The organism is Amycolatopsis sp. GA6-003 (assembly GCF_046267895.1).
In the GTDB taxonomy this organism is placed as follows: Bacteria; Actinomycetota; Actinomycetes; order Mycobacteriales; family Pseudonocardiaceae; genus Amycolatopsis.
In genome coordinates, this window is record NZ_CP176499.1 from 1,834,637 (window position 1) to 1,854,472 (window position 19,836).

Annotated in this window: 17 protein-coding genes and 1 pseudogene; 2 read left to right on the forward strand and 16 right to left on the reverse strand. The window is 71.3% G+C overall.

The genetic code is table 11. The annotated features are described in order from the left end of the window. Positions 1-3 precede the first annotated feature (3 nt). The 12 genes and pseudogenes from F9C12_RS07710 to F9C12_RS07765 form a co-directional block, all read right to left on the reverse strand. Positions 4-780: an ABC transporter ATP-binding protein gene (locus F9C12_RS07710; RefSeq protein ID WP_409181300.1), complete on the reverse strand. Its 777-nt coding sequence runs from the start codon at positions 778-780 to the stop codon at positions 4-6. Continuing rightward, positions 777-1,799, reverse strand: a complete 1,023-nt coding sequence (locus F9C12_RS07715; protein WP_409465343.1) for a FecCD family ABC transporter permease — start codon at positions 1,797-1,799, stop codon at positions 777-779. Before F9C12_RS07715 ends, F9C12_RS07710 begins: the two co-directional genes overlap by 4 nt. After that, entirely contained in the window at positions 1,796-2,779 is a 984-nt protein-coding gene (locus F9C12_RS07720; protein ID WP_409181302.1) for a FecCD family ABC transporter permease, read from the reverse strand. The genes F9C12_RS07715 and F9C12_RS07720 overlap by 4 nt, the downstream gene beginning before the upstream one ends. Continuing rightward, complete coding sequence (locus tag F9C12_RS07725) at positions 2,776-3,774, reverse strand: ABC transporter substrate-binding protein (protein ID WP_409465344.1); 999 nt, start codon at positions 3,772-3,774, stop codon at positions 2,776-2,778. Before F9C12_RS07725 ends, F9C12_RS07720 begins: the two co-directional genes overlap by 4 nt. An 82-nt stretch (positions 3,775-3,856) precedes the next feature. Further along, positions 3,857-4,711 (reverse strand): siderophore-interacting protein, encoded by an 855-nt coding sequence (locus F9C12_RS07730; protein WP_409181304.1) that lies wholly within the window; start codon positions 4,709-4,711, stop codon positions 3,857-3,859. Further along, positions 4,708-4,950 carry a phosphopantetheine-binding protein gene (locus F9C12_RS07735; RefSeq protein ID WP_409465345.1) on the reverse strand — a complete coding sequence of 81 codons (243 nt, stop codon included), beginning with the start codon at positions 4,948-4,950 and terminating at the stop codon, positions 4,708-4,710. Before F9C12_RS07735 ends, F9C12_RS07730 begins: the two co-directional genes overlap by 4 nt. Next, positions 4,947-5,609, reverse strand: coding sequence for an isochorismatase family protein (locus tag F9C12_RS07740; protein WP_409465346.1), 663 nt, complete (start codon positions 5,607-5,609; stop codon positions 4,947-4,949). Before F9C12_RS07740 ends, F9C12_RS07735 begins: the two co-directional genes overlap by 4 nt. A 3-nt stretch (positions 5,610-5,612) precedes the next feature. Continuing rightward, positions 5,613-7,214, reverse strand: coding sequence for a (2,3-dihydroxybenzoyl)adenylate synthase (locus tag F9C12_RS07745; RefSeq protein WP_409465347.1), 1,602 nt, complete (start codon positions 7,212-7,214; stop codon positions 5,613-5,615). Continuing rightward, a complete protein-coding gene (locus F9C12_RS07750) occupies positions 7,211-8,638 on the reverse strand; it encodes an isochorismate synthase (protein ID WP_409465348.1) in 1,428 nt (475 codons plus the stop codon). Before F9C12_RS07750 ends, F9C12_RS07745 begins: the two co-directional genes overlap by 4 nt. Positions 8,639-8,791: 153 nt before the next feature. Further along, a complete protein-coding gene (locus tag F9C12_RS07755) occupies positions 8,792-9,529 on the reverse strand; it encodes a 2,3-dihydro-2,3-dihydroxybenzoate dehydrogenase (RefSeq protein WP_409466977.1) in 738 nt (245 codons plus the stop codon). Positions 9,530-9,991: 462 nt separating this feature from the next. Next, positions 9,992-10,105, reverse strand: a pseudogene (locus F9C12_RS07760) (hypothetical protein); the annotation flags it as partial. 77 nt (positions 10,106-10,182) lie between these two features. After that, positions 10,183-12,417, reverse strand: coding sequence for a heavy metal translocating P-type ATPase (locus tag F9C12_RS07765; protein ID WP_409465349.1), 2,235 nt, complete (start codon positions 12,415-12,417; stop codon positions 10,183-10,185). Between the two features lie 188 nt (positions 12,418-12,605). On the opposite strand from F9C12_RS07765, the gene F9C12_RS07770 reads away from it, so the two are divergent. Beyond that, on the forward strand, positions 12,606-12,839 hold the full coding sequence (locus F9C12_RS07770) for a hypothetical protein (protein ID WP_409465350.1): 234 nt from the start codon (positions 12,606-12,608) through the stop codon (positions 12,837-12,839). A 156-nt stretch (positions 12,840-12,995) separates the two neighbouring features. Here the strand turns inward: F9C12_RS07770 and F9C12_RS07775 are convergent, their stop codons facing one another. Then, positions 12,996-14,933: a cytochrome c oxidase assembly protein gene (locus tag F9C12_RS07775; protein ID WP_409465351.1), complete on the reverse strand. Its 1,938-nt coding sequence runs from the start codon at positions 14,931-14,933 to the stop codon at positions 12,996-12,998. A 417-nt stretch (positions 14,934-15,350) separates the two neighbouring features. Next, the gene (locus F9C12_RS07780; protein ID WP_409465352.1) at positions 15,351-15,920 is read right to left on the reverse strand and encodes a sigma-70 family RNA polymerase sigma factor; all 570 of its coding nucleotides are present in this window, start codon (positions 15,918-15,920) and stop codon (positions 15,351-15,353) included. A gap of 100 nt (positions 15,921-16,020) precedes the next feature. Between F9C12_RS07780 and F9C12_RS07785 the strand changes: the two genes are divergently transcribed. Next, positions 16,021-16,755, forward strand: a complete 735-nt coding sequence (locus F9C12_RS07785) for a zf-HC2 domain-containing protein (protein WP_409465353.1) — start codon at positions 16,021-16,023, stop codon at positions 16,753-16,755. Positions 16,756-17,387: 632 nt separating this feature from the next. On the opposite strand, the gene F9C12_RS07790 is transcribed toward F9C12_RS07785, so the two are convergent. Then, on the reverse strand, positions 17,388-17,996 hold the full coding sequence (locus F9C12_RS07790) for a DUF5134 domain-containing protein (protein ID WP_409465354.1): 609 nt from the start codon (positions 17,994-17,996) through the stop codon (positions 17,388-17,390). Further along, positions 17,993-19,678 carry a PepSY domain-containing protein gene (locus F9C12_RS07795; RefSeq protein WP_409465355.1) on the reverse strand — a complete coding sequence of 562 codons (1,686 nt, stop codon included), beginning with the start codon at positions 19,676-19,678 and terminating at the stop codon, positions 17,993-17,995. The genes F9C12_RS07790 and F9C12_RS07795 overlap by 4 nt, the downstream gene beginning before the upstream one ends. Positions 19,679-19,836: the final 158 nt, after the last annotated feature.

Below are 19,836 nucleotides of genomic sequence, written 5' to 3' on the forward strand. Positions count from 1 at the left end.
GGGTCAGAGCGACGGCACGACCATCGGCGTCCCGGTGACCGGATCGGGCACCACGACGCTCGGCAGGTCGAAGACTTCCTTGATGAGGTCGGCGTCCACGACGTCGCCGGGCGCGCCCTGCGCCACGACCCGGCCGTCGCGCATGGCGACCACGTGGTCGGCGTAGCGGCAGGCCTGGTTGATGTCGTGCAGCACCGCGATCACCGTGCGGCCCTCGTCGCGCAGCCGTTTCAGCAGCTCCAGCACCTGGTACTGGTGCGCGATGTCGAGGAACGACGTCGGTTCGTCGAGCAGCAGGTACGGCGTGCGCTGCGCGAGCACGACCGCGATCCACACCCGCTGCCGCTGCCCGCCGGACAGCTCCTGCACCGGACGGTCGGCCAGCCCGGCGACGCCGGCCGCGGTCATCGCGCTGACCACCGCGGTCTCGTCCTCGGCCGACCACGACGACAGCAGCGACTGGTGCGGGAACCGGCCGCGCGCGACCAGCTGCCGGACGCGGACGTCCTCCGGCGCGGACGGATCCTGCGGCAGGAAGCCGAGTTCCCGCGCCAGCGCCTTCGCCGGATACGCCCCGACTTCGCGGCCGTCGAAGGTCACGCCGCCGTCGGACGGACGCAGCAGCCGGACGAACGCGCGCAGCAATGTCGATTTGCCGCACGCGTTCGGGCCGACCACCGCGGTGAACGCGCGGTCCGGCACGTCGAGCCGCAACTGCGTCGAGACGACGCGGTCGCCGTAGCGCAGGGTGAGGTCCCGCGCGGTCAAGCGGGCGGTCACTTCCGCCGCACCTCCTTGGTGAGCAGCCAGATCAGGTAGCAGCCGCCGATCGCCGTGCTGACCACGCCGACCGGCAGCGACACCGGGGCGAGCAGCATTTGCGCGACGAGATCGGCCCCGGCCAGCAGCAGCGCGCCGACCAGCGCGGCGGGCAGCAGCGGAATGCCGGGCGCGCGGGCGAGCCGGCGGCCGATCTGCGGGGCGGCGAGCGCGACGAACGCGATCGGCCCGGCCACCGCGGTGACCGTCGCCGTGCAGCCGACGCCGAGCACGACCAGCTGCAGCCGCAGCGATTCGTGCCGGACCCCGGTCGTCACCGCGAGTTCCGTGCCGAGCGCCGCCTGGTGCAGCGCGGGCGCCCGGGTCAGCAGCACCGCGAACAGCACGGCGAGCACCCCGAACGGCACCGCGACGTCGCTCCAGCCGATCCCGTTGAGCGAACCGGCACTCCAGCCGACCGCGGCGATCGCCACTTCCAGGTCGGCGCGCAGCACGATCCACGAGTTCAACGCGGTCAGCATCGCGTTGATCGCGATCCCGATGACGATCAGCCGCAATCCGGACCGGCTTCCGCCCATCGACAGCAGATAGACCGCGGCCGCGGTGACGAGCCCGCCCACCACCGACGCGAACGTCAGCTGCGCCGGCGAGCCGGACAGCACCGTCATGGCGATCAGCGCACCGGTGTAGGCGCCGGAATCGAGACCGATCACGTCCGGGCTGCCGAGCGGATTCCGCGTGACGTTCTGGAAGATCGCCCCGGCCAGCCCGAGCGCGGCGCCGAACACGAGCCCGGCCGCCACCCGCGGCAGCCGCCATTCGCGGATCACCACGCCCGGTCCGCCGCCCGATCCGCCGAGCGCGGCGAACACCCGCGCCGGACTCGCCCAGGCCGCGCCGTAACACAGCCCCAGCAAGGCAAGTCCGGCGAGCACGACGCCGAGCACGGCGACGAGCACGACCGTGCGGCGCTCGACCCGCAGCGAAATCCGCCCGCGGCGGAACACAAACGCGGTCATAGCGCGGCCGTCCCGTACTTGCGGACCGCCCAGATCAGCACCGGGCCGCCGACGAACGCCGTCACGATCGCGACCGGCACCTCGCCGGTCGGCAGCAGCACGCGCGAGCCGATGTCCGACACCAGCAGCAGAATCGGGCCGAGCACCACCGCGAACGCGGTCAGCCACGGCACTGAAGCACCCGCCGCGCGCCGCGCGAGATGCGGCACGATCAATCCGACGAACAGAATCGGCCCGGCCACCGCGGTCGCCGCCCCGGCCAGCAAAGTGATCAGCAACAGCGTCACCGCACGAATTCGGGCCACGCGCGCGCCGAGAGTGTGCGCGACGGTGTCCCCCAGCGCGAGCGCGTTCAGCTGACGGCTCAACAGGAACGCGGCGACCACGCTCGCCGCGATCACGATCAGCGGAACCGTCAGCGGAGCCTGTTCCCGTCCGGCCAGCGAGCCGACCGCCCAGAACCGGTACCGGTCGAAGGTGTCCGGCAGCAACAGCCGGAGCCCGAGCGAAACGCCGCTGAGCACGAACGTCAGCGCGGTCCCGGTCAGCACCATCCGCAACGGCGACCGCCGGCCGACCGCGTACACCAGCAGGGTCGCCAGCACCGCGCCGAACACCGCGAACAGCAGCTCTCCCGAAGCGGAAACCGCGATGCCGAGCGCGGAACCGATCGTGATGGCGAACCCGGCCCCGGCGGTCACGCCGAGCACGCCGGGTTCAGCCAACGGGTTCCGCGACAGCACCTGAACGAGCACCCCGGCTACCGCCAGTGCCGCACCGACCCCGACCGCCAGCAACGCCCGCGGCGCCCGGACGTCGCGCACCACCGCCTGATCGGCCGGATCGCCGTGCCCGAAAATCGCCCGGAGCACCTCCGCCGGCGCGATGCCGTGCGCGCCGACGCCCACGCTGACCACGGCCACCGCCGCCAGCAGGACGACGGCGGCGGCCAGCAGCGCGGTCCGGCTGCGCGCGGTCACTTCTTCAGCAGCGGCGCGAACGCCTGGTCCACCGCGTCCAGCGTCTTCATCGCCGCCCGGTAGGTGGCCGCTTCGGTGTAGCGGAAGGCGAACGTCTTGCCCGCCTTCACCGCCGGAAGTTCCTTCCACAGCGGCGAATCGAGCACGTACTTCACCGCGGGCGGCACCGAGCCGTCCGGCTTGACCGAGTAGGTGATCGCGTCCGCCTGCGCGAACGCGGTCGGCAGCTCCTCGATCGACGGGTACTCGCTGACGTCCTTCGAACCGCCGCCCTTGACCTTCACCTGGCCGAAGTAGCTCGCGCCGATGTCCTGCGCGACGTTCGTGCCCCAGGAATCGTTGAACTCGCGCTGGAAGTTGCCCTTGGCGACCTCGCCGTACGCGCCGACGTGGGCCAGTTTCAGCTGCGGCAGCACGGCCTGGTACTTCTCCTTGAGCTGCTTCGCCTTGGCCTCGTACTCCTGGCGCGCCGCGTCGAACCCGGCCAGCGCGCCCGCCGCGTCGGACTGCTTGCGCGAAAGGTCCCGCCACGCGGAAGGAACCGACGGGCCGATCGCCACGACCGGCGCGATTTCCTGCAGCCGCTTGACGTCGATGTCCGCGAGCACCGGCTTCGGCACGCCGATCACGATCAGGTCCGGATCGGCCTGCGCGATGGCCTCGTAGTTCGTCTCGGCGGCCTGCTCGCCGGCGACCTTCGGCAGCTCGTCGTACTTCTTGCGGTCCTCGGCCGTCATCATCGGCAGTCCGCGCTTCCACGTCGAGATCCCGACGAGCGGAGCCTTCGCCTCGAGCAGCGCGGGAACGGCGTAGCCGGTGGCGATCACGCGCTGGGGCTTGACCGGGATCTTGATCTCGCCGTTGTCGGCGGCGAACACGCGGGTCGGGGCGTCGCTCCCGCCGCTTTGCGCGTCGCCGGAACCGCAGCCGGCGACGACGGTGAGGGCGACCGCGAGCGCGGCGGCGGCGAGACGGGTCTTTCTGGTGACGGTCATGCGGGGGTCCTCAAGTAGTGCGGTCGGGTGGGGGTCGTGAGTGTTCATCGCGGTTCTAACCGGGATGAACACTCACGAGGGGTCAGTGGTCGTGCTCGTCGTCGAAGTCCGCGACGCCGCGTTTCCAGTAGCCGGTCACGTCGTAGTCCTCGCGGGCGAGGCCGAGGTCGTCGCGCAGCCAGCGGCGCAGCGGCTTGATCGCGCCCGCTTCCCCGGCGACCCACGCGTAAAGCCGTTCGCCTTCGGGCACTTTGACTTCGCGCACGGCGTCGGCGAGAAGCTCGACGCTGCCCGGCGCGGCTGCTCCGCGGTGCAGCCAATGGACTTCGACGCCGTCCGGCGCGTCGAGGTCGATCTCCTCGCTCGCGTCGGCGACCTCGGCGAACGCCCAGCCCACGGCGGTCCGCGGCAGTTCCTCCAGCCAGCGCGCGAGTGCGGGCAGTGCGGTGATGTCCCCGGCGAGCAGGTAGCGGTCGTAGTTGTGCGGCACGATCAGCCCGCCCGGCGGACCCGCGACGTGCACGGTCTCGCCCGGCCGCACCGCACGCGCCCAGTCCGAGCCGAGTCCGCCGTCGTGCAGGGCGACGTCGAGGTCCAGCTCGCCGGACTCCGGGTCGTAACGGCGGACGGTGTACTCGCGCGAGACCGGCGACGGCTTCGGCCAGCGGAGCAGGTCGCCGTTCGGTTCGGGCAGCCGCAGCTGGCCGTCGGCGTCCGGGAAGAGGATCTTCACGTGCTCGTCCGGCGAATGCGCCTCGAACCCGGCCGTGCCCGGCCCGCCGAGGGTGACGCGCAGCAGTCCGGCGCCGACCGCGCTGGTCCGCACGACCTCCGCGCGCCGGATCCGGATCGGGTACGGCACTTTCTCGGCCTGGCGGCCCGCGCGGACCTCGGCGATCCGGGCGAGGTGGCGATGCCGGTGCGCGTCCCGGCTCACCGCGCGCCGCCGGTGAGCAGCTTCGTCCAGTGCCCGAGCCGCGGGTCCTCGGCGAGGTCGGCGAACTCCAGCTGGGTCGCGCCCGCGCCGCGCCACTTCTCGACCAGGCTCATGATCCGCATCGAATCGAGGCCGAGGTCGGCGAGATCGGTGTCCGGGGTCAGCTCGTCGAGGCCGCAGCCGAGCAGCTCGGCGACGTCGGCGTTGACCTGCTCGGCAGTCAGTCCGGGGGTGCTCATCGAGGTGCTCCTGCGGGAATCGGCGCCGACAGCGCGGCGAGCGCGCCGGCGGTGGTGGTGACGACGCCGCAGCGTTGCGCGACGTACTCGCACGCCTGGTCGTGCCGGGACCGGTCGAAGTCCGCGACCGCGTCGCTGATCAGGAACGGCCGGACGTCGCGCATGAACGCCTCGACCGCCGTGGCCTGGCAGCCGATGTGCGCGTACACGCCGGTGATCAGCAGCTGGTCGCGGTCGCCGAGCTGCTCGCGGAAAGTGCTGCGCTGGAAGGCGCTGTAGCGCCATTTGTCCAGCACGGTGTCGCCCGGCCGCGGCACCAGTTCGTCGACGATGTCCGCCGCGCGCGGGTCGTCGTCGATCACCGCGCCGATGCCGTCGCCCCAGAACTCGGTGAGCAGCCCGCGATCGGCGGCGGGCTGCCTGCCCGGCTGCGCGGTGTAGAACACCGGCATGCCGTAGCTGCGCGCTTTTTCGGCGAGTTCCGCGATGTTCGCGACCATCTCCGGAATCGGCGAACCTTCGTACGGGGCAAGGAAATACCGCTGGACGTCGTGCACGAGCAGAGCCGCCCGCGCCGGGTCGGGCCGCCACCGCACCCGTCCCTCGGGCAGGTCCGCCGCCGTCGGCAGCGGGTACGCCCGGATCTTCGGCAGGGACACGCCTCACCTCTCCTTCGCCAGGGCGGCCAGCGCCGCCCGCAGTTCGCGTTTGCTGGTCTTGCCCACGCCGGTGACCGGGAACTCCCCGACCACCTCCACCAGATCCGGCACCTTGAACGCGGCCACCCCGCGCCCGCGCACGAACCGGCGCAGTTCCGCCGCGCTCGGCTGCGCTCCGTCCGCCGGAACGACGTACGCGCAGGTCCGCTCGCCGAGGTACTCGTCGGGCACCGCGACGACGGCCGCGTCGAGCACGCCCGGATGCGCCATCAGGTGGTTCTCGACCTCTTCCGCCGCGACCTTCTCGCCGCCGCGGTTGATCTGCTCCTTCGCCCGCCCGACGACTTCGAGATGCCCGGATTCCCTCTGCCGCACCAGATCGCCGGTGCGGTAGAACCCGTCCTCGGTGAACGCGGTCTTGTTGTGCTCGGCCGCGTTGTAGTACCCGCGGATCGTGTACGGCCCGCGCGTGAGCAGCGCCCCGATTTCGCCCGGCGCGACGAGGTCGTCCGACTTCGCCAGCGGATCGTCCGGATTCACGACGCGCACCTCGTCGTCCGGCGAGATCGGCCGCCCCTGCGTGCTCAGGACGAGGTCCTCCGGATCGTCCAGCCGGGTGTAGCAGACGAGGCCCTCGGCCATGCCGAACACCTGCTGCAGCTGGCATCCCAGCGCCGGACCGATGCGTTCCGCCAGCTCCCGGCCGCATTTCGCGCCGCCGACGAGCAGAACGTCCAAAGAGGACAGATCCCGTTCCGTCCGCGCCGCCGCCTGCACCCAGGCCGCCGCCAACGGCGGCACGACGCCGCTGATCGTGACCCCCTCGGCCTCGATCAGCCGAAACGCGGTGTCCGCGTCCGGCCGCGGCGCCAGCACCGTCGCCGCACCCGCGTGCAACGCGCCGAGCAGCCCCGGCGAGCTGAGCGGAAAGTTATGCGCCACTGGCAAGGCCGCGAGGTACACGCTTTCTTTCCGGAGCCCGCAGATCCGCGCGCTCTCCCGCACGCTGTACAGGTAGTCGTCGTGCGTGCGCGGAATCAGCTTCGGCAGCCCGGTACTTCCGCCGGACAGCTGCAGAAACGCCATGCTCTCCGGATCCGGCTCCGGCAACTCCCGCTTCGCGGTCGCCGCCAGCTCCGCGAACTCCGGCTCCCCGACGACGAACACTTTCCGTTGCGGTTGCGCGATTTCCCGCGCCATCTTCGCGTGATCGTGCCCAGCGTGCTCACCGACAGTGAGGATCGCTTTCGCGTCGCTCTGCTCCGCGAAGTGCCGCAACTCGCTCTCGCGATGCGCGGGCAACGCGAACACCGGCACCGCGCCGGCCCGCCACAGCCCGAAGACGACCGACACGAACTCCGGAATGTTCGGCAACTGCACGACCACCCGGTCGCCCGGCCCGATCCCGTTCGCGACGAACCCCGCGGCCAGCCGATGCGCGCGCTCGTCCAGCTCGCCGAACGTCCAGCGCTGCTCCTCGCCGACGACCGCAGTCCGGTCCGCGTACGCCGCTTCGAGCGACGTCAGCAGGGCCCCGAACGTCTGCCCCCGCCAATACCCGCTGGCCCGGTACCTGGCCGCGGTCTCTTCCGGCCAGAGGTTCACGCGACTCCCTCCGCACCCAGCGCACGCAGCAGCGTCCCGAATTTCGCGCTGGTCTCCGCCAATTCCGCGGCCGGGTCCGACCCGGCGACGATGCCCGCCCCCGCGAACAGCCGCGCGGTGGCGCCGGACACCTCGGCGCACCGGATCGTGACGACCCATTCGCCGTCCCCCGCGAGGTCGGTCCAGCCGACGAGCCCCGCGTAATACCCCCGGTCCTCGGACTCGAGCCGGGCGATCGTGTCGCGCGCCAGCCCGACCGGGACCCCGCAGACCGCAGGCGTCGGATGCAACGCCTCGGCCAGCTCCAACGACGACGGCCCGCCCGACCCGACCCGCCCGGTGATCCGGGTCGAGAGGTGCCACATCGTCGGCGTGCCGATCACTTCCGGAGCTTCCGGGACTTCCAGCTCAGTGCAGTAGCGCCCCAGCACCTCCGCGACCTGCGCGGCGACGAGCGCGTGCTCGTCGAGATCCTTTTCGGACACCCGCAACTCGGCGACCGCCCGAGCGTCCCGCGCCGGATCCCCGGTCCGCCGCCGCGACCCGGCGAGCGGATTCGCGGTCACGACGTTCCCCTTGCGAGACACCAGCAACTCCGGACTGGCCCCGACAAGCGTCCGCGGAGCCGGATCCCCGGGCGCACTGACGTCGACGGCGAAGGCATGCGCCGCGGGATCCGCCTGGACGAGGTCGCGGAGCAGTTTCCGCACCGAAACGCCTTGCTCGCCAACGAGATCCAGCGCCCTGGCGAGGACGACCTTGCGAAGTTCCCCGTCCCCGATGAGGTCGACCGCCCGGCGAACGCTCTCGGCGTAAACCTCGGGAGCCGGCTTCGGGACGACGGTCCAGGGGGATCGGTTGGCGCGCGAGGCTTTGGGGTCTCCGGAGGCTGCGTCGCTGTGGGGGGCGGGGTGGTTTTCGGTGGGCTCCACCGGGTTTGGGCTGTCTGCCGTGCGCGAAGGTCCGCCCGGGTTTTCCTTGGATTCCACCGCGCCGCCCGGCGCGCCCCCAAGATCACGCCGAGCCGAGCACTCGCCGTCCGCCGCCCGATCGCCCGCAGCGGAGCCAGAAATCCCGGCCGCCAGTTCCGCCCGGCCGCCCGTGCTGTTCACCGTGACGCTGCCGCCCGGAGCCTCGGCCCGGCGCACCACCGCGGGAACGATCAGGCTGCTCCCGGAATCCGGCCGGAACCCGATCGCCCCCACCACGACCGGATTCTCGACCCCCGCCAGCACCGCGGCTTCCAACGCCTCGGCCGCCGCCGCGGCCCGGTTCCCGGCCGTGCCGCGGACGTGCGAGTGCACCCCGTCGGCGAGCAGCACCCCGCGGGCCGACGAGTAGTAGAACGACCCCGGCAGGTACGCGGCCAGGAGATCCGCCGCCCGGTGGACCGGCCGCGGACGGGCCGGAGCAGGTGAGGACACGAGGTGAATTCCCTTTCGCACACGCGCAGGCGGCCGAGCCGCCCCGTCCGTTCCCCGCACAGGGCCCGGACCTCGACTGTTCGGTTAGCCTAACCTAATGGACACTAACGTACCCGGACGAAAAGGAAAAGCCGCCCGGCGGGTCGACCCGGGTCACGCGCGAAGCGTGGCGCCGCCGTCGACATAGAGGTTCTGCATGGTGATGTGCCGCGCCCGGTCGGACACGAGGAACAGCACCGCGTCCGCGATATCCGCCGGATCGGCGATCCGCCCGAGCGGAATCCCGACGCGGAACTCCTCGGGATTCCCCGCGATCACCCGGGCTTCGCCGGAATCGTCCGTCCACAGTAGACGCTGCATGGCGGTGTCGGTCGACCCCGGCGAGACGATGTTGCACCGGATCCCCGAACCGGCGAGTTCCAGCCCGAGGCAACGGGTGAGCATGGTCGCCGCCGCCTTCGAAGCCGCGTAAGCGGCCATCCCGGTCCGCGGGACACCGGCCGCGTTCGACCCGACGGTGACAAGCACCCCGCTCCCCCGTGGCTGCATCCGCCGGGAGATCTCGCGCAGCAGCGTGAAAACCCCGGTCGAGTTGACCGCGAACGTCGCCGCCCAGTCCTCGTCGCTGGTCTCCCCCACCGATCCGGGCCGCAACACCCCCGCGACCGACACCCCGATCCCGATCGGCCCCAGCTCCCGCTCGACGTCCGCCACCACCCGCGCGACCGCCCCCGGATCCCCGACATCCGCCACAAACGGCACCACCCGCCCGACCGGCAACCGGACGTCGCCCGCCGGACGATCCCGCACCGCATCAGCGTCGTCGGCTGCCCTCGCAGCGCCACGCCCCGCGAACGCTCCCGCCGCCGAATCAGCCGACGGTCGCGGGATATCCCCGCTCGCAACCTCATCCGCTGAAGCATCAGCCAAAGTTGGCGACACGCCCGCCGCAGCCCCTGCCGCGTCGACCGAAGCCCGCGACGCATCACCCGAGGCCTCCGAGGCGCCCGCCGAAGCCCGCGACGCATCACCCGCGACCTCCGACACGCCCGCCGAAGCCCGCGACGCATCACCCGAGGCCTCCGAGGCACCCGCCGCAGCCCGCGACGCGCCGACCGAAGCCCGCCCGACCTCGCCGCTCACGGAAGCCCTTGCCGCAGCACTCCCCGAAAGCCGCGCACCCGCACGACCCTCCGACGCACCCACCGCACCCGAACCCGTCGCGGCATCGCCCACCGCTCCGCCGCCCGAAGCACCTCCGGCACCCGCCAGAGCCAGCCCCGCGCCGTAGTCGCGCGCGGCAACCTCCCGCAACCCCTCCTCGTCGATGTCCACCGCGGCCACCACGGCACCGGCCCGGGCGAGCGCCTCCACGACGGCCGCGCCGATTCCGCGCGCACCTCCCGTGACCAGCGCGATCCGTCCCTCGATCCCGGCTCCCGCGTCCCGCGTCACCGCGCACCTCACCCTCCGTCGCCGACTGATTAGGCAAACCTAACCTAATCGGGTGAGCGACGGCCAGGGTGATCCCGCCCACCTCCGGCTCAGCGCCCGGGCGCGAAGTTCCGCAACCGCAAGCTGTTGGCCACCACCAGCACCGACGACAGCGACATCGCGGCCCCCGCGATCAGCGGGTTCAGCAGCCCGCACGCGGCGAGCGGCAGCGCGGCCACGTTGTACCCGAAGGCCCAGACGAGATTGCCCCGGATCGTGCGCAACGTCCGCTGCGCGAGACGGATCGCGTCCGGCAGCACCGACAGGTCGTCGCGGACCAGGATGATGTCTGCCGAGCGCAAGGCGAGATCAGTCCCCTCGGCGACAGCCAGCCCGAGGTCAGCGGTCGCCAGCGCCGGAGCGTCGTTCACTCCGTCGCCGACCATCGCCACCCGGTGTCCCTTGCGCTGCAACGCGGACACCGCCGCCGCCTTTTCGCTCGGCAATACTCCGGCGAGCACCTCGGGAATCCCGACCTCCGCGGCGACCGCCTGGGCCGTCACCTCGTTGTCGCCGGTCAGCAATACCGTTTTCAACCCCAGCCGATGCAATTGCCCGACCGCCGCCCGTGCCGAAGGCTTCACCTCGTCCCGCACGACGAGCATGCCCGCGACTTCGCCAGCCGCCGACACGAGCACAACCGTCGCCCCGTCCGCCTCCGCGGACGCCACCGCGGCCTCGACGTCCGGGCCAACCGAAACCCCTTCGTCCACCAGCAACCTCGGCCGCCCGACCACCACGGCCGTTCCCTCAACCACGCCGCGCGCGCCCAGTCCCGGCAACGCCTGGAACTCAGCGGCTGGAAGCACCGCTGGCCCGTCCGCGACAATCGCCACGGCAATCGGGTGTTCCGACGACACTTCCACCGCGGCCGCAAGACGAAGCACCTCCGCTGACGGGAACGCCCCGAACGCCCGGGTCTCGGCGAGCGTCATCCGCCCCTGCGTGACCGTGCCGGTCTTGTCCAGCACGACGGTGTCGACCGTACGACTCGCTTCGAGCGCGTCCGGCCCCTTCACGAGAATCCCGAGTTGCGCTCCCCGCCCGACGCCGACCATCAGCGCGGTCGGCGTCGCTAGCCCCAACGCGCACGGACACGCGATGATCAGCACGGACACCGCCGCGCCGAACGCGTCCCGAACCGGGTTCCCGGCGAGCAGCCACCCCGCCAGGGTGAGCACCGCCAACGCCGAAACCACCGGGACGAACACCGCGCACACCCGGTCGGCCAGCCGCTGCACCGCCGCCTTCCGCTCCTGCGCCCGCTCGGCCAGCGCGCTCATCTGCGCCAGCTGCGACCGCGCGCCGACGGCCTCCGCGCGCACCACCAGCCGGCCGTTCAGGTTGACGCTCCCGCCGATCACCCGGTTTCCCGGCCCGACCTCCGCCGGGACGGGTTCTCCGGTGATCGCGCTGACGTCCACTGTGGACAAACCGGTGTCGACGGTTCCGTCCGCCGCGATCTTCTCCCCTGGCCGCACCACGAACCGGTCGCCGACCGCCAGCTCGCCGATTCCGACCAGCGCTTCGCCGTCCGCGCGCAAAATCCGCACGTCTTTGGCGGCCAGTGCGTCCAGCGCGCCGAGCAGGTCCGCCGCGCCGCGCCGGGACCTCGCCTCGAAGTACCGGCCGGCGAGCAAGAACGTCGTCACCCCGGCCGCGACATCGAGATACACCGAATCCGCGCCCGGCGCGGTCGCGCCGAACCCGATCCAGTAACCCGCCTCGCTGCCCGATCCGATCAGCACCGAAGCCGCCGACCACAGATAGGACGCCAGCACGCCGAGCGAAACGAGGGTGTCCATACTGGACGATCGGTGCCGCAGATTGCGCAGCGCGGCCCGGTGGAACGGCGCGGCCGACCAGAACACGACCGGCGTCGCGAGCAGCAGGCACACCAGTTCCCACAACGGGAATCGCAACGAGGGCACCAGCGCGAGCGTGATCGAGAGGTTGCCGAGCGGGACCGCCAGCACCGCGGCCGCGATCAACCGGCGGCGCAAGTCACGAACCCGAGCATCGCGGTGTTCCGGGCTCGTTTCGCCGCGGACAGTCGCGGTGTAGCCCGCCTTCTCGATCGTCGCGACCAGCGAGGCCGGGTCGAGATCGGGCGGGAAGTGGACGGTCGCGCGTTCGGTCGCGTAGTTCACCGTGGCGCGGACGCCGTCGAGCTTGCCGAGGGAGCGCTCGACGCGCGCCGCGCAAGCGGCACAGGTCATCCCGCCGACGGCGAGATCGAGGTGACGGGTCGGGGTCGCCGCGGGGGCGGCGGTCTGCGTGGACATGGTTCTCCGGATTCCAGGACGGGCACGAATTCGGTGGCAGTGCCTGCGCCGGAAGGCGGACTGACTTCCATAGTACGCCTGTTTTTCCGCCGCCACTCCTTCGGGTGACTTGGGAACTTTTCGCGCCTCCCCGACGACTATCCGGATGGTGGCAGTGCCCGACCCGACCCGATCAGACAGGAGCGAAAATGTCCGAAACCCCAGCCGCAGCAGGGAATCTTCAGCCGGTGGCCACGTTCTGCGGCAACTGCGACTGCGGCTGCCCCGAGCTGTTCGTCGACGACGCCGCCCCGCCGGAACGCCGTGTCGTGCTGACCGACGACTTCGGCCAGCGAGTGCAGATGAGCTTGGCACAGCTGAAAGTTCTCGTCGAAGACGTCAAAGGCGGAGCCTTGGACAAGGTGGTGACTGCCGTGGTCTAGCGACGGGAATCGGCCCAGCGTAAGGAGAACGCCGCGGTGGGTCGCGACGCGGGGCGTGCGGCAGCCGGGTGCGGCAGGCGGCGGTCCCGATGCCGGTCGAGCGGAACCCAGGTGCGCCCGAACCTGGCTTCCGCCGCGGCGGGCGTCGGGCCGCGGCTACTGCCTTCTGGCCGCCAGGTCGGCGAGCATCGCGTTGTAGGCGGCGAAATCGTCGTCCTCGCCTTGGTCGAAGCGGCGGTCCAGCCGGGCGGCTTCGCGGTCGTCGTGGCGGCCCCACTGCGCCAGCAGCGCCACGACGACCACGATCATCGGGATTTCCCCGGTGGCCCAGGCGATGCCGCCGCCAAGACGTTGATCGGAAAGGAGGTCGGGCATCCACGGCAGGGACAGGTAGCGGTAGAACGTCTCGGCGATCACCGTCTGCTTGTTCATCAGGATCACGCCGAAGAACGCGTGGAACGGCATCACCGCGAACATCATGCCGAGCCGCGCGAGATGCGGCAGCGAACGCGGCGGGCGGTCGACACCGATCACCAGCCAGAAGAAAACGTAGCCGGACACGAGGAAATGGAGGTTCATCAGCTGGTGCGCCCAGTGGTAGCGCATCGCCTCGCCGAACAGGCCCGAAAAGTACAGCGCGTAGTACGAGCCGACGAACACCGCCGACGCCACCAGCGGGTGCGAGACCAGGCGCGTGAACCGCGAGTGCAGCAGCGCCACCAGCCACTCGCGCGGACCGTCCGGTCCCTTGCCCGCCACCGGCAGGGCGCGCAGTGCGAGGGTCACCGGTCCGCCGAGGACGAGCAGCACCGGGGCGAGCATTGCCAGCGTCATGTGGATGACCATGTGCAGGCTGAAGGTTCCGGACGAGTACTTGCCCAGGCCGGACGACGTCGCGATCAGCACCGTCGCCCAGCCGGACGTCCACGCCCAGAACCGGCCGCGAGGCCAGCCGTCGCCGCGGTTGCGGAGGCACCGCGCCCCGACCGCATAAGCCGCGACGGCAAGCACCGCCACGACACCGCGGAGCAAATCCGGACGCCAATCGAGAAGGAGACGCGCGAACGCCGGAGGGTCCGGCAGGTCGTAGCCGAGCACGGTCTCGCCGACGGTCGCCGGATCGTCCACGAACGCGGGCGGCACCAGATGTGCCAGCCCGGCCGAGACGCCCAGTGCCCCAGCCAGCACCACGACCTCCGCCCCGAGAGCCGCCGTGCCGCTGCCACAACGACGGCGCGTGACGGCGATCAGCACCGTCAACACCACCGTGACCACGACCTTCACCCCGAGGAGCAAGCCATAGCCAGTACCTAATCCGGCCGGACGGGCCAGTGCGAGACCGTCGACCACGCCAGATGCGACGACCACGACGAGACAACCGGCAGCCAGCCGTCGATACCGGCGGAGCGCGATCTCTCGTGCCGCGTCCGAACCGCGGTGGACCAGCAGCGCAACCAGCGCACCGGTCCACAGCGCCGCCGCGATCACGTGCCATACCAAGGCATTCGTGGCGAGGTCGTGCCACGCCCCGATGGAGACGTGCCCGGCGATCGCCCTCGGCAGCATCCCGGCGATGGCGAGGCCGAGCCACAACACTGTGGTGCGCCAAGTCAAGGTGCGCCAGATGCCGATCGCCACGACGGCCGCGACCGCCAGGACGCAAAGCCATGCCTTGGGTTCCTCCATGGCGTCGACGAGGACGGCGAGGTCCGCGAGACGCAACGCCTCGGAAACCGGCCGCCCGGAGGCGTCGGCGGCGTCGAACGGGACCAGCACCGCGGCCGCGAGCGCCCAAACGCCCGCAGCACCCGCCGCGGTGCGGGTCGCCGCGTAACCGTCCGGAGAAAGCCGCCCCGCCTCGCCCGGCGGGCTCAGAAACGCCGCGAACACCAGCCCGCCAACGCAAACCACCCCGGCCGCGTCGGCGACCAACCGAAGCAAGGAGGTGCCCAACGACGTCAACGCACCGGGAACCGGATTGCCGAGAGCCGAATAGACTTCGCCCGCCGCGGCGACCACCACCACGACGGCCACCGCGGCAACCCCCGCCGCGGCAAGCAAACCCCGCCGGTGCGGGGCCGGAATTGTGCGCACAACAGAATGGTCGGGAGGAAACCGCAGCGAGTTCCCGCGACGTGGATCACGGCCACGGTCCCGCGCCGAACCCACGCCGAGCGCACGCTGACAGCTGTGGCTCTGGCTGTGGCTCTGGCTCTGGCTCTGGCTCTGGCTCTGGCTCTGGCTCTGGCTCTGGCTCTGGCTCTGGCTCTGGCTCTGGCTCTGGCTCTGGAAGCGAGCCAATCACCCAGCCCGGCAATCCGCCACCGCCGTTCCGCAAGACGACCGCCGAAAAACCGGCCAGCAGCTCATTGTCCGGCGGCACCAACCGAGTTCAGGCCTGCCATCCGCCGCGTGCAGCGGAGCCCGGCCACCGCACACTCAACCCAGCCGCCGCACGATCCGCTCACCAGCCAACAACCGCGCGCCCCAGCGAAGCCGGAACAACGCGCGTCACATCGCGGTGTCGTTCTCCTCCTGGGCGCGCAGCAGGTCGTCGCGGGCGCGGGACACCCGGGAGCGCACCGTGCCGACCGGGCAGCCGCACACCTCGGCTGCCTCCGCGTACGACAGGCCCAGGAACTGGGTCAGGACCAGGGCTTCGCGGCGGTCCTCGTCGAGAGTGTCGAGCAGGAGGCCCAGTTCGATCAGGTCTTCGAAGCCTGCGGTGCGCGTCCGGGCCGACTGTTCTTCTGCGGCGCGCTGCCAGTCTGCCGTCGTGGATTCGCGGGGGCGGACCGAGCGCGCGCGGATGCGGTCCACGACCACCCGGCGGGCGATGGACAGCAGCCACGTCCTCGACGACGACCGGCCCGCGAAGCGCGGCAGCGAGCCGAACGCGCGCAGGTACGTTTCCTGGGTGAGGTCGTCCGCTTCGGCCGGGCTGGTGCGGTGGGCCAGGAACCGCCACGCGTCGGCTTGCGTCGCGCGGACCCAGGCTTCCAAAGCGGCCCGGTCGCCGCGGCCGGCGGCGAGGGCCAGCGCGGTGATCCGCTCGTCGTCGTGGTCGCGGCCGGTGGACACGGACCTCACGGTAGTCCATGCCCGTCCGGGACAGTTCCGTGACCAGCCCGGAGAAAAATCGCCGAACCCGCCGGGAACTCCGGCACGCATCCGAGCGACTATGACAGACGTGAGCTGTGAAATCTTCCGCGAAGCGCTGTCCGCGCGACTCGACGGCGAAGCGGGCCCGCTGCCCGAACCGCAGGTCGACCAGCACCTCGAGACCTGCGCGTCGTGCCGGAACTGGTACGAACGGAGCGCGACGCTGCGCCGCGCCCTGCTGGTCCGCAGTGCGCCCGAAGTGCCCGATCTCACCGACCGCATCCTCGCCGAAACCCCGGCCCCGCCGCGGGAAAAATGGGGCCTGCGGGTCGCGCTGGGACTGGTCGGCCTGGTCCAGTGCGGGCTGGCGTTCGCGCAGCTGCTCGGCATGGACAACGCGCACGGCGGCTTTATGGAAGGCCACCTGGTCAACGAAAGCGCGGCCTGGAACCTCGCGGTCGGCGTCGGCCTGCTGTGGGCCGCACTGCGCACCCGCGCGGCGGCCGGTCAGCTGCCGATGATCACCGGGTTCGTGATCGTCCTCGCGGTGCTCACGACCAGTGACCTGATCGGCGACCGGGTGACCGTCGCGCGAGTGCTGTCACACGTCTTCCTGGTCGTCGGACTGGCATTGCTCTACGCGGTCCACCGGCAACACCGGCTCCGGCACCAGCCCGGCCCCGACCTGGCCGACACCGCAGACGCGCCGGAATATCCCACCGTGTCGGCCCACGGCGCGCTCGCCCTGGTCCGCCCGCACCCGAAACGCGGCCGAGATTCCCAACGCCCGACCGGACGGCACCGCGCCGCCTGACACACCCCCTCCCGCGAATCCCGGTCTGGCAGCTCACCCAGCCGGAACACTCGCGGGGCCGCCACGCGACGTGAATGGCACAGGGAGCGACTGCGCAGTGTGGAAACAAGCCGCGGCGCCGACTGCCGGAATCCGAGAGCTGCGGTACTCGGAACGGCGTCTTCATCGGCAGGCTTCGCGAATCCGCAAAGCCTGACCTGCTCTGGCCAACAAGACGCAAATCTCGACCCGCCCAAGCCCAGACGACGGGGTCCCCGCGCGATCCAAGCCAAACCCGCACAACTCGCTGGCTGCCCGACAACAGGCAACCCCGGTTCCCAGCTCAGAACCGCGCACTCGGGTCCGCCAAGCTCGGGACGCCCAGCCCGAATAACAGGCTCCCCCGCCGGAACCAGACCCGCGAAGCCCGCTCCGGCTCTGGTCCCGTGAGCCCAAGCAAAGGGCCAGCAACAACCCGCCCAGTCGCGCTGCGACGCGACGTAGGCGAGGCGAGGCCAGGCGGACGCGAGGCGAGGCCAGGCGGACGCGAGGCGAGGCGAGGCGAGGCGAGGCGAGGCGAGGCGAGGCGAGGCGAACCAACCCCACCTCAGCCCTGGAAGGCAATACCCCGGCCAAGCGCCGCAAATCCCGGCTCAGATCATCGCCACTGCCATCACCGCCATCCCCAGGCTCATCACGCCTTCCATTGCCAGCCCGACTTCCCGTCGTCCAGGGCGGGCGAGCGTCCGGGCGTGGTCGATGGCCCGGGCCAGCCACGCGATTCCCGCCGCCAGAAAGAGCACCGCCAGGACCACCGCGACTACCACCACGTGCGCGGGAGCGTGGCCGGTCATGGTCATCCCGGCGTCGCCCATGTCCATTCCGGCGTGCTCGCCGCCCATCGCGGTCGCGGACATCGTCATTCCCGCCATCGCCGACGGCATCACGAACGCCATCCACGCCATCCCGGCCATCATCAGCGCGTGATGTGCGCCCGGCAGTCGCCCGTGCCCGAATCCCAGCGCCGCGCTCACCGCGAACCATCCGGCTGCCCCGGCGAACAGGACGACCTGCGGGATCCGCGCGAAAGTCATCGTCGCCGGCCACGCCATCGTGACCATTCCGACGCACATCGCCGCGTGCAGCGCGTCCGCCACTCGGCCGTTCGCGCCGGGACGCCGCGCGCATCGGTACAAGCAAAACACTCCAGCCGCCGCGAACAGCAGCGTGAGAATCCATCGCAGCCCCGGTTCGGCGATCATCGCGCGGCCTCCTGGCGCAGGCCCAGCAGGCAGTCGACCGCCAGGAAGCCCAGCAGCGACACTCCGAACACCGGCAGGAACCATCCCACGACCGCCACTCCGACCAGCACCGGAGCCAGCACTCGCCCGGGAATCCGCCGCCACGCGCCCCGCAGCGGCAACCGGCCGAAGGTGGCCCCATCGCGCGCTCCGCGAGCCGGGTGCGGAGCAGGCCGGTCCCCGCGATCGTCCGGCGGGCTTCCCGGGTCGCTCGGCCGCGCGTCAGCCGAGGGCAATCGATCGGAACGGATCCCGTCCGACGCGCCATCCGACGAGAACCGACCAGACTGAACCCCACTCGACCGCATCCGACCGAAACGCGTCCCGCGCGGCTCACCACCCGACCGCAACTCGCCAGACCGCGCCCCACCCGATTCACCAGCCGTCCACGACCGGCCGAAACGCGTCCCATCCGACTCACCACCCGACCACAACCCACCAGACCGCGCCCCACCCGACCGCAACCCACCGGAGCCAGCAGCATCACCGCCCCAACGGCCCCGGCCAGCACGACCCCTCAGCCACCACATCCGATACCCCCACCCGACAACGCACGCCAAAAGCACCCCGAGCACCGTCAGCACCACCTGGTTCGCCACCCCGAACAGCAGCCCCATGTGCGCGTCGATCCCCCACCGGCTCAGTTTCGCGGCCAGCGGGTAGTCGGCGAACCTCAGCGTTCCGGTGATCTTCCCCGTTCCGGAATCGACCGCCATCGAGTCCTGTTTGGACGGCCAACCCCGCCCCACCTGCTGCACCACGTAGCCGCCGTTGGCAGGCGGGCGGATCTCCACCGGGTCGGACAATCCGGCCCGGGTCGTCGCGTCGCGGACGGCCTGCCAGCCGACGTCGCCAGGCGAGGCGGAACCAGAAGAGATCGACGGCGTCGTCCAGTCCAAAGAGGACCGCAGGTCGGCGATGTTCGCGCCCGCGTGCAGCGACCAGGTCAAGCCGGTGGCGGAAAGGAACAGCAAGCCCGCGGCGATCCACAGGCCGGTCGAACCGTGCCAGGAACGCAGCCGTCGGCGTCCGGGTTTTCCGGCGGACGGCAGGAGCACAGCACGCAGGCGCCGCCGGCGGCCGAGCCACAAGGCCAAGCCGGCCAGGGTGATCACCCACAGCCAACTTGCCGCCAGTTCGCTGTACAGCCGGCCGAAATCGCCCAGATGGAGGTTGCGGTGCAGGGTGTCGATCCAGCCTCGGACCGGCAGCGCCTGGCCGGAACCGTAGGTCTCCAGCGCGCCGCGGATCTCCCCGTCATGCGGGTTGACGAACACTGTGTACCGATAGCTCGGCGCCAGGCCCGGACGGTCGAAGATCACCTGGGTGGTGTCGGTCGCGGACGGCGCCGGGCGGACGCCGATGATCTTGCCGTCCGGGACCTGATCGCGGGCGACGAGGACCTGCTGATCGAGCGGCACGACACCCGCAGCGGCCGGGACGTGCAGTTCGTGCGCGTAAACCGCCTGTTCCAACTGCGGCGTCCACACGTACGCGATCCCCGTCAGCGCAGCGATCAGGAGGAACGGGCCGACGAACACTCCGGCGTAGAAGTGCAGCCGCAGCACCAACGGGCGAATCGCCGCCCACCCCGCGGGTCGTGCCGGTTCCGTGCGTGGCTCTCCGTCGACGCCGATGGCCATTCCGCTCCCTTCGCGTGGTCCGCTTCCTGAGGAGTCGGACCGGCGGGGCAGTCGGTTCCCGGCCGCGGAGAACGCCCGTTCGGGTGTCCCGCGCCGGCGAGGCATTGCTTCTGGCACTGCGTGACAGTATTGTCGCCCTCACATTCGACACCAAGTGT

What these genes read in the sequence shown, in the direction of transcription:
- F9C12_RS07770 (WP_409465350.1), top strand. Translation starts at nt 12,606, where the DNA reads ATGTCCGAAACCCCAGCCGCAGCAGGGAATCTTCAGCCGGTGGCCACG.
- F9C12_RS07795 (WP_409465355.1), bottom strand. Translation starts at nt 19,678, where the DNA reads ATGGCCATCGGCGTCGACGGAGAGCCACGCACGGAACCGGCACGACCC.
- F9C12_RS07725 (WP_409465344.1), bottom strand. Translation starts at nt 3,774, where the DNA reads ATGACCGTCACCAGAAAGACCCGTCTCGCCGCCGCCGCGCTCGCGGTC.
- F9C12_RS07785 (WP_409465353.1), top strand. Translation starts at nt 16,021, where the DNA reads ATGACAGACGTGAGCTGTGAAATCTTCCGCGAAGCGCTGTCCGCGCGA.
- F9C12_RS07790 (WP_409465354.1), bottom strand. Translation starts at nt 17,996, where the DNA reads ATGATCGCCGAACCGGGGCTGCGATGGATTCTCACGCTGCTGTTCGCG.
- F9C12_RS07715 (WP_409465343.1), bottom strand. Translation starts at nt 1,799, where the DNA reads ATGACCGCGTTTGTGTTCCGCCGCGGGCGGATTTCGCTGCGGGTCGAG.
- F9C12_RS07765 (WP_409465349.1), bottom strand. Translation starts at nt 12,417, where the DNA reads ATGTCCACGCAGACCGCCGCCCCCGCGGCGACCCCGACCCGTCACCTC.
- F9C12_RS07735 (WP_409465345.1), bottom strand. Translation starts at nt 4,950, where the DNA reads ATGAGCACCCCCGGACTGACTGCCGAGCAGGTCAACGCCGACGTCGCC.